General features: G+C 37.4%; 12 protein-coding genes and 1 pseudogene. 9 read left to right on the top strand and 4 right to left on the bottom strand.

Annotated features, from left to right (window positions below; genetic code table 11):
* Positions 1-19: 19 nt before the first annotated feature.
* From ndk to FIM44_RS03765, 6 genes are all read left to right on the top strand, one after another.
* Positions 20-433, top strand: coding sequence for a nucleoside-diphosphate kinase (ndk, locus tag FIM44_RS03790; RefSeq protein ID WP_140579144.1), 414 nt, complete (start codon positions 20-22; stop codon positions 431-433).
* Positions 434-457: 24 nt separating this feature from the next.
* Positions 458-814: a hypothetical protein gene (locus tag FIM44_RS03785; protein ID WP_140579143.1), complete on the top strand. Its 357-nt coding sequence runs from the start codon at positions 458-460 to the stop codon at positions 812-814.
* A 15-nt stretch (positions 815-829) separates the two neighbouring features.
* Positions 830-976, top strand: a complete 147-nt coding sequence (gene rpmF, locus FIM44_RS03780; RefSeq protein WP_000290428.1) for a 50S ribosomal protein L32 — start codon at positions 830-832, stop codon at positions 974-976.
* Between the two features lie 77 nt (positions 977-1,053).
* Positions 1,054-2,073: a phosphate acyltransferase PlsX gene (gene plsX, locus FIM44_RS03775; protein WP_164709374.1), complete on the top strand. Its 1,020-nt coding sequence runs from the start codon at positions 1,054-1,056 to the stop codon at positions 2,071-2,073.
* 24 nt (positions 2,074-2,097) lie between these two features.
* Positions 2,098-3,090: a ketoacyl-ACP synthase III gene (locus FIM44_RS03770; RefSeq protein ID WP_140579142.1), complete on the top strand. Its 993-nt coding sequence runs from the start codon at positions 2,098-2,100 to the stop codon at positions 3,088-3,090.
* A 20-nt stretch (positions 3,091-3,110) separates the two neighbouring features.
* Positions 3,111-3,413 carry a hypothetical protein gene (locus FIM44_RS03765; RefSeq protein WP_140579141.1) on the top strand — a complete coding sequence of 101 codons (303 nt, stop codon included), beginning with the start codon at positions 3,111-3,113 and terminating at the stop codon, positions 3,411-3,413.
* Between the two features lie 465 nt (positions 3,414-3,878).
* Here FIM44_RS03765 and FIM44_RS03755 read toward each other — a convergent pair whose 3' ends face one another.
* Complete coding sequence (locus tag FIM44_RS03755) at positions 3,879-4,262, bottom strand: hypothetical protein (protein ID WP_000473886.1); 384 nt, start codon at positions 4,260-4,262, stop codon at positions 3,879-3,881.
* 15 nt (positions 4,263-4,277) lie between these two features.
* Positions 4,278-7,277: an AAA family ATPase gene (locus FIM44_RS03750; protein ID WP_140579140.1), complete on the bottom strand. Its 3,000-nt coding sequence runs from the start codon at positions 7,275-7,277 to the stop codon at positions 4,278-4,280.
* On the opposite strand from FIM44_RS03750, the pseudogene FIM44_RS03745 reads away from it, so the two are divergent.
* Positions 7,242-8,482 (top strand): annotated as a pseudogene (locus FIM44_RS03745) (Mrp/NBP35 family ATP-binding protein). The gene FIM44_RS03750 and the pseudogene FIM44_RS03745 overlap by 36 nt on opposite strands.
* A 14-nt stretch (positions 8,483-8,496) precedes the next feature.
* Here FIM44_RS03745 and FIM44_RS03740 read toward each other — a convergent pair.
* Complete coding sequence (locus FIM44_RS03740; RefSeq protein ID WP_238699890.1) at positions 8,497-9,534, bottom strand: glycosyltransferase family 8 protein; 1,038 nt, start codon at positions 9,532-9,534, stop codon at positions 8,497-8,499.
* Positions 9,535-9,560: 26 nt separating this feature from the next.
* Positions 9,561-9,674: a glycosyltransferase family 8 protein gene (locus FIM44_RS08610; RefSeq protein ID WP_231627782.1), complete on the bottom strand. Its 114-nt coding sequence runs from the start codon at positions 9,672-9,674 to the stop codon at positions 9,561-9,563.
* A 159-nt stretch (positions 9,675-9,833) separates the two neighbouring features.
* Here FIM44_RS08610 and hofA point away from each other — a divergent pair, with 159 nt between their 5' ends.
* Both hofA and htpG read left to right on the top strand, forming a co-directional pair.
* Positions 9,834-11,186, top strand: coding sequence for an outer membrane beta-barrel protein HofA (gene hofA / locus FIM44_RS03735; protein WP_140579137.1), 1,353 nt, complete (start codon positions 9,834-9,836; stop codon positions 11,184-11,186).
* 103 nt (positions 11,187-11,289) lie between these two features.
* A complete protein-coding gene (htpG, locus tag FIM44_RS03730) occupies positions 11,290-13,155 on the top strand; it encodes a molecular chaperone HtpG (protein ID WP_140579136.1) in 1,866 nt (621 codons plus the stop codon).
* Positions 13,156-13,163 lie beyond the last annotated feature (8 nt).

Here is a 13,163-nt window from a genome sequence, read left to right as displayed (position 1 = left end):
AATTCACAAGGAGTTTAAATTGAAACAAAGAACGCTGTCTATTATTAAACCTGATGCACTTAAGAAAAAAGTGGTAGGCAAAATCATTGATCGCTTTGAGAGTAACGGCTTGGAAGTGGTTGCTATGAAACGCTTGCATTTGAGCGTTAAAGACGCTGAAAACTTTTATGCGATCCACACAGAGAGACCCTTTTTTAAAGATTTAATAGAATTTATGGTCAGTGGTCCGGTGGTGGTTATGGTTTTAGAGGGCGAAGATGCGGTGGCTAAAAACAGAGATCTTATGGGAGCGACTGATCCCAAACTCGCTCAAAAAGGCACTATCAGAGCGGATTTTGCTGAAAGCATTGACGCTAATGCGGTGCATGGGAGCGATAGCTTGGAAAACGCGTGCAATGAAATCGCTTTCTTTTTTGCCGCTAGGGATCTTTAAGATTTAAGGGCGTTTTAAGTAAGCATGCAATTTGAAATGCGTAAAATCGCTTTTAATGCACCTAAAGCGTTTTCTTTAGAGCATGAGGGAGTGGTTTTAGAGGGCGAAGTTGTGCGAGTGGGGGCGAAATTGTTTCGTTTGGAAGCGTGCCTTAAGGGTGAATTGATGCTTATTTGCGATACAAGCGGTAAAGAGTTTAAAAAGAGCCTTGATGAGTCGTTGGTTTTGCATATTTCAGACGGGTTGTGGGATACGCAAAGCCAAAGTTTGGATTTTGATAATTTAGATGTTATTGAATCTTTCAATGGTTTTATTGATTTGAGCGACATTTTACGCTCTGAAGTGGAGTCTATTAGATTAGACTACCATTATGCAGATTGAAATTAAGGAGAATTTATGGCAGTACCTGATAGAAGAGTGAGTAAGACAAGAGCGGCAAAAAGGCGCACGCATTATAGCGTTAAGTTGGCTAAGCCCATAAAAGCTAAAGATGGCACTTGGAAGCTTCCCCACCACATTAACAAATTTACTAAAGAATACTAATATAAAAGCTATCTTTAATGATAGAAAGTATTTTAAAGGATTGCAACGGTTTGCAACAAGCCTTTTAAGGACGCATGATGAAAATTGTAATAGACTTAATGGGGGCTGACCATGGGGTTTTACCCGTTATTGAGGGAGTCTCAAGGGCTTTAGAAAATAAGAGTTTTAGTGCGGTTTTAGTGGGGGATAAAGACAAAGCGACCCCTTTTATTTCTAAAGAGTTAGCCAGCAAAGTGGAAATGATCCACACGCAAGATTACATCAAAATGGAAGAAGCCGCCACTGAGGCAATCAAGCGTAAAGAATCTTCCATTTACTTGGGTATGGATATTTTGAAAAATGGGGCTGACGCTTTGATTTCAGCGGGGCATAGTGGGGCGACTATGGGATTAGCCACCTTGCGTTTAGGGCGTATCAAGGGGGTTGAAAGGCCTGCTATTTGCACTTTAATGCCCAGCGTTGGCAAACGCCCTAGCGTGCTATTAGACGCAGGAGCGAACACCGATTGCAAGCCTGAATATTTGATTGATTTTGCTCTTATGGGGTATGAATACGCTAAAAGCGTGCTGCATTATGATAGCCCTAAGGTGGGTCTTTTGAGTAATGGCGAAGAAGATATTAAAGGGAACATGCTCGTTAAAGAAACGCATAAAATGCTGAAAGCTTATGACTTCTTTTATGGCAATGTGGAGGGGAGCGATATTTTCAAAGGGGTTGTGGATGTTGTGGTTTGCGATGGCTTTATGGGGAATGTGGTCTTAAAGACAACAGAAGGGGTCGCTAGCGCGATAGGCTCTATTTTTAAAGATGAAATTAAAAGCTCTTTTAAATCTAAAATGGGGGCTTTGATGCTTAAGAATGCGTTTGATATTTTAAAACAAAAAACCGATTACGCTGAATATGGGGGAGCGCCGCTTTTGGGCGTGAATAAAAGCGTGATCATCAGCCATGGCAAGAGCAACGCTAGAGCGATTGAATGCGCGATTTATCAGGCTATTAGCGCTGTTGAAAGTCAGGTTTGTTTGAGAATCACTAAGGCGTTTGAGAGTTTGAAGCCTAGCGTTTCTGCGTGTCAAAGTGATCAGCAAGACGCTTAAAGATGACTATGTTAAGGGGATTGAATGGAATTTTACGCCTCTCTTAAATCCATTGCGATGCATGTTCCAAGCGAGCGTGTGAAAAATGCAGAGTTTCAGCAATTTTTGGATACCAGCGATGAATGGATAGAAAAAAGGACTGGTATCAAAGAGCGCCGTTTCGCTAACGATGAAGAAAAAAGCAGCGATTTAGGGGTAATAGCGGCTAAACAAGCCATAGAGAGAGCGCATTTAACCCCAAAAGACATTGATTTGGTGGTTGTAGCGACTTTAAGCCCTGATTTTTTAGCCATGCCTTCAACCGCTTGCGTGTTGAGCGCGAAATTAGGCATTGAAAACAAGCCGGCGTTTGATATTTCAGCCGCTTGCACGGGTTTTATTTATTTGTTATCGGTGGCTAAGGCTTATGTTGAGAGCGGGATGTGCGAAAATGTGCTGATTGTGGGGGCAGAAAAAACGAGTAGCGTGTTAGATTTTAAAGATAGGGGGACTTGTATTTTATTTGGCGATGGGGCTGGGGCGTGTGTGATAGGCAGGACCAAGCGTTTAAAAGAAAGTATTTTAGATGTGCAAATTTCAGCGAACGGGAATTTTTCTAATTATCTCTATACGCCAAGGACTCTAAAACCCACGCCCTTTAACGCTAAAGAAGAAGCTTTAGAGCCCTTTTTACGCATGAAAGGCAATGAAGTGTTTAAACTAGCGGTGAAAACGCTTTTAAAAGATGCGGAAATGATTTTAGAAAAAAACGCTCTCAAACCTGAAGACGTGCGTTTGTTTATCCCGCATCAAGCTAATTTTAGGATCATTCAAGCGGTGCGGGAGCATTTGGATTTTAAAGATGAGCAAGTGGTTTTAACCGTGCATAAATACGGCAACACTTCAGCAGCCAGTATCCCTATGGCCATGTGTGAAGCTTACGAAGAGAGGCGTTTGAAAAAGGGCGATTTAATGCTTTTAGACGCTTTTGGTGGGGGATTGACTTGGGGTTCAGCGTTGGTGTATTTTGGAGGGTAAAAAGGATTGAAGGAGTATTGATGAAAAAGATGATTTTTTTATTTTTAGTGGTGTTGGGGGGGTTAAAGTCGCAAAGCGATTATTGCAGCGATCATTGCGAAGGCACGCCAGATAGCCGTATCCCTCCTATGGGGTTTCATTTTAGTTTTGTGCATTCAGTGAAATATTACTTGCAAGACCCACAAGAGCGCGATCACAAGCTTAAAAAATGCCATGAAGCTTTTGATTCGACTCTTAAGGTTAATTTTATTACGAAGTCTTTTAAAAAGGATTGCAAGCATGCGCAAATGGCTTTAGAGCAATCTCAAAAAGGAACTCCATAAAAGGGGTTTCTTTAGGGATTTTATTTCTTATAGCAGAAATTATTTTTAAAGTAAAAGACAAGGAATTTTTATATTAGTTAGAGATTTGGTAGTTATTTTACTACCTATTTTTATAGTTGGGTGTATATGTGTGGCTATTAGAAGCACTGCTCAAGCATTTAGAGGTGAATATGACGACGATGTTAATGATGGTTTTTTTAGTAGAATATGGAATAAATTTATAAAATAATTTTGGGTGTTTTATACTCATATTATGTATAGTTGGAGTCTCACTCTTTATATTACTCTTAATATTAAACTTAACCAACAACCAATTGAGAACCGAGTATAGATGAATTAATATTTTTTAGTCTGTTTTTTAAAAAGTCATCGCTTGCTAAACAAGCTTTTTGACATTAAAAAAGCTTTTAGCATTTTTGAATTTTATGACCAACACTCCATTAGAACAGAGATTAAAAACCCTTTTTATCGAGAAAACTTGTGGTAATACTCGCCCTTGTCCGTGATGATTTTAACTTCTAACAATTGGTTAGGCTTGCAATTCAGGCGGTAAAATATCTGTTGCGAGTATTTTAATTCATGATCAAAGAGTTTTTCTTTTTTAAACTTATCGCCCAATTTGGGTTCCACTTTTTTAGTCGCTTCGCATGAATTTCCCCTATTGACAATAAGATTTTTAATCACCACCGGCTCATCGTTCATGGAAGTGATGCTTAAAAGACTAGAATCCGTCATCTTCCCCATGAGTTTCCCCCCAGTCGCGCGGTAATCCAGCTTGAAATCCAAATCCTTTGCCCCCACACAAACACCGCTTATAACAATCAAGCTCAAACACATCTTTTTAAACATCAAAATCCTTTCACTTTATAATATTTGTGGGGTATTATAATCAAATTTGATATATTCTTTTTTAATTGTTGGGTTATTGCACTCTTTTTTTATCCACTCAAACAATTTTTTAAAATTTTCTTTTGTTTCTTCGCTCATTACATCGTCTTTCCCGCTATACAAAAGCCTTGTTTTGAACGCCATGGCCAATTCCATGCGCTTGTTTTTGGCGTATTTTTTTCTATCGTTTGCGCTGAAACAATCTTCAATTTGTTTGAAATTTTCATCGCATTTTGAGAGTTGTAAGATGGTGATGGGATTACCAAAATCTTCATTAGCTTTTTTAAATCGTTCGCTCGTTGCTTTTTGGTTAAAAACGCATTTTCTGTCATCATCTGTCAAAACAATGGGGTTGTTGTCCAATTCGCAAAGTTTTTGAAGGGTTTCTTTCATCTCGTTTGGATTGTTTTTAAGCCCTGAAATGGGTAAGAAAGTGAAAGGAATGGGGTTGTCTTTGTATTGTGGATTATGCTTATTGAAATACAATTTGAAAGCGCTCAAATAGCAATAATCAGTGATGCCTTCTACAAAAATGATTCGGTGTTTTTGGGGGTTGTGAAAAACATGCTGACCCACCCCTAAAGAGCGCTTGATTTTATCAAGAGCGTCGGAGTCTTTGCTCGCATTATTTAGGGGGTAGTTAAAGTGATTCTTAATTACAGAGCCTTCTGTTTCTTTTTCTACAATCCTTATTTCATCTAAGTGATCCGTATCCACCAAAAAGGGGTCATGGGTGGCTAAAACAAAAGTAACATGATTTTTATGAGCGTATTCTTTTAAAAACTTCCTAAACTCCTTTCTGGTTGGCACGCTCAAGTGGGTGGCTGGCTCGTCCATGACATAGATAATATTCTTGTTAAGGCTAAAATGTGATCCCCAATTATAGAGAAAACCAAACATGAAATTAAACGCCCATTGGAAGCCGGTGCTTTGCTGGTTCAAAATGATTGGTTCATTTTGATTGTCGGATTTTCTGCAATCATGAATTTCAAGTTTTATTTCATATGCCGTAGATTTCTTTGAATAATCATAAAATTTGTTATTGTGTCGGACACGAATTTTCAATTGGTAACTATCTTGAGGACTATCTTGAGCGATCGCTAAAAGCCTGTTGAATTCTTTTGCGATTGAAGAATCTATTCTTGATTGCATGTTGTATTCCATGATTTCTGTAAGACTTACTTCAACCATCAAGGGAGATGCATCATCTTTAGAAAATGTGAGTTGCACCATATTATTATCGCTATGATACTCACACTTTGAAAAAGGATAATCTGATCGCTTGATCTCTTTTAATAACTCTTGGTTGATTTCTTGTAAGTATTTTTCAGGGATAACAAACGATTTGTTAAGACTAAAATAAATTTCTAGATCATTATTTTTATCAAATTTTATTTGTAATTCTCGCTTAGTTTCTAAACTATGCCAAATTATATCAGGATTAAAATCTATTTTATTAAATAATGACTGAAAGAACCAATATTTAAAAATTTGAGAATGAAAATCCTCAAATAACTTAATCTTAAGATCATTATCTGTGATTTTTAGCTCTTTATATTCTCTCGTATTTGGCACAAATTCATCCAATGAATGATCTTTCAAGGGAAAATTAACTCTGTTTCTTAAACCTTGAAACGCTGTATAAGGATTACACTCTCTGCAATGCCTTATGATCTCTGAAACGCTCTCACTTTGTTTGAATTTTTCCCTGTTGTCCTTAAATTTTTCTTTGATTCCATCAATATTTTTAGGGAACAAACGAGCGCCACTCTCATTGTCTAAAATTTTTATACTCTCCCACAGAGATATTTTTGCTGATTTCAAAAGATCATCGTATTGGTATCGCCTAATTTTTGAATTTGATAACAATTCCATTTTTTCCAAATAAAACTGGCACATCATGGATTTCACATCTTTAGACTCATTGCTGACAACATGACTTGCTGTATATTCTCTGCATGTTTGTTGGATATTATCTAGCAAAACATCATCATTAAATTTTAGCGTTTTTTGATTTTTGCAGTAATATTCAATCTCTCGGATCAGCGACTCTTTTCTTCGCTCAAAATCCTTTCTTGCTTCATCATATTTCTTAACATTTGATTCAAACTCCTCAAATTGTTTTTTAAAATTTTCATTGATAGGGTATTTTTCTTCTATTTCTTTAATAATATCTTTCACTTCAGTTTCTGGTGTGAATTTTGTATTAAAGTCAGTAGTTTTAAAGATTTCATCTAAACTTTTTATTTTTTTTGAAATATATTCCATATCTTTTGTTTTAATTTCACTTCCACTAAGTTCTTTAAAACGAGAATAAATTTTTGCTAATTGATTTTGTCTGTTTTTCCCCATTATAAAAAATTGATTGGGTTTGTATTCTTTGTCAGGAGCGTTATGCTCTATAATTTCTCTCATGCACTGACAAAAATTTTTAACCAATTGATTGTTAGTGCTCAAATGTTTAATTAATTCTTTGAAAAGCAGATTGCTGTTTTGTTTAGTTGAAAATGCGCTCAATTTTAATTTTTCTTTGTAGGATTTTAAAAACGAATCTAATGCGCCATAAGACATGATGAGGTTTATAAAACTCCCCACAAAAACACAAAAAGGATAGCTGATTAATGTTTTTGATAATTCCTTTAATCCCTCGCTAATCTCTTTAGTTTGGATTTTCAAATCCACGCAAGAAAAATCTGTGATTTTATGATCAAGGATGGTTTCTTCTTCCAAGCTCAAAGTGGCTTCTTTAGATTCATGGGTTTTAAAATAATCGTTCTCATTACAAAGTTTAACATCCGCATCATTAAAGATTTTCAAGGCTTCTAAAACATTGCTTTTACCGACATTGTTTTCCCCCACCAAGATCACCAACCCCCCATGTTTTTCAAAACTTGAATTTAAAAGCAATTCCGTAGCCGAGTTTTTACCCAAATTCCTAAAATGGTGCAATTTCAAAACACGCTTATAAAATTTCATGCCCTATCCTTTTTGAAAACGCAAATTTCATTTATGATGCAAAATTAAACAAAACATGCTATAAAGAAAATCCAAATACTATCATTTTAAGGATTAAAATGCTCACCCAAGAAGATGTCTTAAACGCGTTAAAAGCGATTATTTACCCTAATTTTGAAAAGGATATTGTCAGCTTTGGTTTTGTCAAAAACATCGCTTTGCATGACAATCAATTAGGGCTTTTAATAGAAATCCCCTCAAGCTCTGAAGAAACGAGCGCGATTTTAAGGGAAAATATCTCCAAAGCGATGCAAGAAATAGGCGTGAAAGCTTTGAATTTGGATATTAAAACTCCGCCAAAGCCCCAAGCCCCAAAACCCACCACTAAAAATCTGGCTAAAAATATCAAGCATGTAGTGATGATAAGCTCGGGTAAGGGCGGTGTGGGTAAAAGCACCACCAGCGTGAATTTAAGCATCGCTTTAGCGAATTTAAACCAAAAAGTGGGGTTGTTAGACGCTGATGTGTATGGCCCTAATATCCCTAGAATGATGGGTTTACAGAACGCTGATGTGATCATGGATCCTAGCGGTAAAAAACTCATTCCTTTAAAGGCTTTTGGCGTTTCTGTGATGAGCATGGGGCTTTTGTATGATGAAGGGCAGAGTCTCATTTGGAGAGGACCTATGCTTATGCGAGCGATTGAGCAGATGCTAAGCGATATTATTTGGGGGGATTTAGATGTGCTAGTGGTGGATATGCCCCCAGGAACAGGCGATGCGCAGCTCACGCTAGCCCAAGCTGTGCCTTTGAGTGCAGGAATCACCGTTACGACTCCTCAAATAGTGAGTTTAGATGACGCTAAACGGAGTTTGGACATGTTTAAGAAATTACACATTCCTATTGCAGGCATTGTAGAAAATATGGGGAGTTTTGTGTGCGAGCATTGCAAGAAAGAGAGCGAGATTTTTGGCTCAAGTTCCATGAATGAGTTGCTAGAAGCTTACCACACGCAGATTTTAGCCAAGCTCCCTTTAGAGCCTAAAGTGCGTTTAGGGGGGGATAGGGGCGAACCGATTGTGATTTCTCACCCTAATAGCGTGAGCACTAAGATTTTTGAAAAAATGGCACAAGATTTGAGCGCTTTTTTAGAGAGAGTAAAAAAGGAAAAACTAGCCGATAATAAAGACATCCAGCCCACACAAACCCATGCCTGCTCGCATTAGTTTTAAAAGGGTTTTTAAACCCTTTTAATCAGTCGTTTCACTTTTTGTTTGGCTTTAAAAAGCAAAAATTCTATAAGGAGTTTAGAAGAAAGCTTGGGCAGAAGAAATTCAAAAGAATGCCGTCTGTCTGAAAAAGACAGGATTTTATTAAGAGCGTGGATTTCTTTATCCCTGTTTTGGATTTCTTTATCCCTATTTTGAAAGGATTCAAAGAGGTGATCTAAAAAGGGAGCGTTAAAATAAGTGCCTTTAAAAGGCGTTTCAATCAATACTTCATGCCATTTTTTCGCGCCAATGACGCTTAAGAGTTTCCAGGGTTTATCGCCCCAAAAATGCAGCATGCGCGCTTCTTTAGTGCTAGGGAATGAGGGCGTATCAAGGAAACTAGGGTGGGCATTGTATGAATAAGGCAATTCTAAAATCCTCCCACGGCACACAAAACACAAAGCATCTTGATCGCTAAATAAAAGTTTTTCATGTTTCAAAAGGAAAAATCCAATCAATTGGTTTTCAAGATTTTCTTCACGCCATGATTTTAAATTTAAGGCTAAAAACCCGGCGTTAAAGTAGTTGTCAAAAAGGATTTGAGCTTCTTTTAAATCAGGGAAAGCGTCAGCGACGCCGATAGATTTTGCGTGCATTTGGCGTAATTCGTATAAATCCTTAGCCGAATTCCTGTTCATAGCGATCAAATCTTTTTCCCTCACAGCCCCAAAATAATGCGTTTCAAGGGGGACAAAAAAGCTCTCGCTAATATCATTCACAAACAAAGTGTCCACATCAAACATGATCATCTTATCGTATTGGGGGAAAAGGGAGGCAAAAAAGAAACGGCACAAAATCATTTTAGAAAAGCGTTTTTGCGAAAAAGCATTGAGCTTTAAATACAATTTTTTAATTTCACTCGCTATTAAAACATCAAGCTTATAGTAATTATGGCGTGGTTCTAATTCTTCATTAGAAATATCTAAAAACTCTATGCTAGAAAAAGCGCTAAAAGGAGCGATCGTTTCTTCTAATTTGGCTATATTCTTTAGGCTTAAACCCTCCACCAAACAATGGATTTTATAAAAGAGTTTTACTCTCTCTCTCTCTCTCGTTTGGCGTTTGCCAGCATGGAAAATAAGCTCACGCCAGCAGGGATACAATAATTATTATCAAAAGTCACGACAATAGGGATAATCTCTTGCATGCATAGTCCTTAAATCTTTAAATTGAACCCGCTAAAAAGGGGGATTTTTGTAATCTTATCGTTTTTTTTTTTTTTTCAAAACTATAATGAGCGAACGGCTTGCGAGTTTGTTTTATGGCATAATATCAGACTTCAATAAAAAAGGTGTTTGATAAAAGGGTGCTTAATCAAAAAGTTTGGCTAGGGTTTTTAGCTTTGCATGGGGTTTTTCTCAGCGCTTTTGAGTATCAAATCAGCGCGAGAGTGGGATCGTTTTCGCGCATCGCTTTCAACCAGTCAGTCATCAATTCCAAAAAAGGGATTTACCCTACAGGGAGTTATGTAACCACTACCGGGGCTTTGCAAATTGATTCCAGTTTACTCCCTAAAGGGATTGAAGATCACAAATTGGGTTTTGGGGTGGGGGGCGAGATCGGGGCGTTAGCGTATGATTCCACGAAGTTTTTGATTGATGAGGCCAACCCTAAGGCAGGGTTTCAGCCGGCGAACTGGTATTACATGGGGCGATGGGAGGGCTATTTGATGCAACACAGCCAAAATTGGACCAGAGAGCAAAAGGCTCAAAACGCCAGGCCTTATGTGTTATATAACCTGTATTTAGATTATCAATATAAGGATATTTTTGGGATTAAACTAGGGCGTTACCCTTCTAAGGCTTTGTTTTTGAGCGGGTTTAACCAAGGGTTTGAGATTTTTTACCGGTGGAAAAAGTTTAAGATAGAGTGGTTTAGCACCTTTGGAAGGGCTTTAGCTAATGAGCAATACATTAGGGATTTTTACGCTCCTGTCAATTACAAGCAAAAAACCAACTACGGCATGCACAATTTCAACCTCATTTACGAAAATAAATACATTAGAGTCGCGCCTTTTATTTGGTTTTACCCTAAAAATTTTAACGCTCCTGGATTTGAAATCACCCATGATACAAAGTCTTATTGGAAATCTCTTTGGCGCATCCAAACGACTTTTTACGCATGGTTTCCTCTCTATAGCGATTATCTGTCTAAAGATTATTATAGGGCCGCTTTAGTGGGTAAAAAAGCAGCGAGTTTGTTTGTGTTTCAAAGGGTGCATTTTCGATCTTATCTTTTTGGTTGGAGCGTGTATAAGAATTTTGGGAACGGGAGCACTCAATTAGGCTGGAACGGCTCACCAATTGATCCTTTTTATGACACTAAAGATGACACCCCTTATGAAGACGCTTATTCCAATTTTTACAACGCTAATTCCATGACCATTAACGCTTTTATAGGAAAGAGCGTTAAAAATCTTTTGGTGCAATTGTATGGGAAATTGACCTATTCCCCAAGGGCTGATGCACAAAGCTTAGGGGTTACTTTTAAATATAACCTTAAAAAACATATCTATTTCATGCTAATGGTTAATGGCTATCAAATCACGATGCATAAGGGTTATAAGGTAGGGTTTTTTACAAGCGGTTACAACCCTGATTTCGCTCAAACCATTCAAAACAGAAGCTATTTTATGAGCTCTATGAGCTATCGTTTTTAAAAAATTAAACATTCTTTCATGTTATTTTTTTAAGCCATAGCATACCCCTTTTAAGCGCGCTTTTATTGTATAATCTTAAAAATTTTATTAAAGGAAAAGATCAATGTCTAATCAAGAATACACCTTCCAAACTGAAATCAACCAGCTTTTGGATTTGATGATCCACTCTTTGTATTCTAATAAAGAGATTTTTTTAAGAGAGTTGATTTCTAATGCGAGCGACGCTTTGGACAAGCTGAATTATTTAATGCTGACTGATGAAAAATTAAAAGGGCTCAATACCACGCCCAGCATTCATTTGAGTTTTGATAGCCAGAAAAAGACCTTAACGATTAAAGATAATGGTATAGGCATGGATAAAAACGATCTCATTGAGCATCTAGGCACGATCGCTAAATCAGGAACGAAGAGTTTTTTAGGTGCTTTGAGTGGGGATAGGAAAAAAGATAGCGTGCTGATTGGCCAATTTGGCGTGGGCTTTTATTCGGCGTTCATGGTAGCGAGTAAAATTGTCGTTCAAACCAAAAAAGTAACCAGCGAGCAAGCTTATGCATGGGTGAGCGATGGGAAGGGCAAGTTTGAAATCAGCGAATGCGTCAAAGAGGAGCAAGGCACAGAAATCACCCTCTTTTTAAAAGATGAAGATTCTCATTTTGCGAGCCGTTGGGAGATTGATAGCGTTGTTAAAAAGTATTCTGAGCATATCCCTTTCCCTATTTTTTTAACTTACACCGATACGAAATACGAGGGCGAAGGGGATAATCAAAAAGAAAATAAAGAAGAAAAATGCGATCAGATCAATCAAGCGAGCGCTTTATGGAAAATGAATAAGAGCGAGTTAAAAGACAAAGATTACAAAGAATTTTACCAATCGTTTGCACATGATAACAGCGAACCTTTGAGCTATATCCATAATAAGGTGGAAGGCTCTTTAGAATACACAACGCTTTTTTACATCCCTAGCAAAGCGCCCTTTGACATGTTTAGGGTGGATTATAAAAGCGGGGTCAAACTTTATGTTAAAAGGGTGTTTATCACTGATGATGACAAAGAATTGCTACCGTCTTATTTGAGATTTGTTAAAGGCGTGATTGACAGCGAAGATTTACCCTTGAATGTGAGCCGTGAAATCTTGCAGCAAAACAAGATTTTAGCCAATATCCGTTCGGCTTCAGTGAAAAAGATTTTAAGCGAGATTGAACGCTTGAGCAAGGATGAAAAAAATTACCATAAATTCTATGAGCCTTTTGGGAAAGTGCTAAAAGAAGGCTTGTATGGGGATTTTGAAAACAAAGAAAAACTTTTAGAATTGTTAAGATTCTATTCTAAAGACAAAGAAAAATTGGTTTCTTTAAAAGAATACAAAGAAAATTTAAAAGAAAATCAAAAAAGCATTTACTACCTTTTAGGCGAAAATTTAGACTTATTAAAAGCGTCCCCCATTTTGGAAAAATACGCTCAAAAAGGCTATGATGTTTTGTTACTGAGCGATGAAATTGATGCGTTTGTGATGCCAGGCGTGGATGAATACGATAAAACGCCCTTTAAAGACGCTAGCCATAGCGAGAGCCTAAAAGAGCTTGGTTTGGAAGAAATCAACGATGAGGTAAAAGATCAGTTTAAAGATTTAATGAAAGCGTTTGAAGAAAATCTTAAAGATGAGATTAAAGGCGTAGAGCTTTCTAACCATCTCACTTCAGCGGTGGCTTTAATAGGCGATGAACAAAATGCGATGATGGCTAATTGGATGCGTCAAATGGGGCAAAGCGTGCCTGAAAGCAAGAAAACTTTAGAATTAAACCCTAACCATGCGATTTTACAAAAACTCTTAAAATGCGAAGATAAAGAGCAGTTGAGCGCTTTTATCTGGTTGCTTTATGATGGGGCGAAACTTCTAGAAAAAGGGGCTTTAAAAGACGCTAAAAGTTTTAATGAGCGTTTAAACAGCGTGTTATTAAAGGCGTTGTAGGAAAAAAC

Origin of the sequence: Helicobacter pylori, assembly GCF_006440215.1 — a bacterium.
Classification (GTDB): Bacteria; Campylobacterota; Campylobacteria; order Campylobacterales; family Helicobacteraceae; genus Helicobacter; species Helicobacter pylori_CS.
This window is presented reverse-complemented; position numbering and strand designations above follow the sequence as displayed.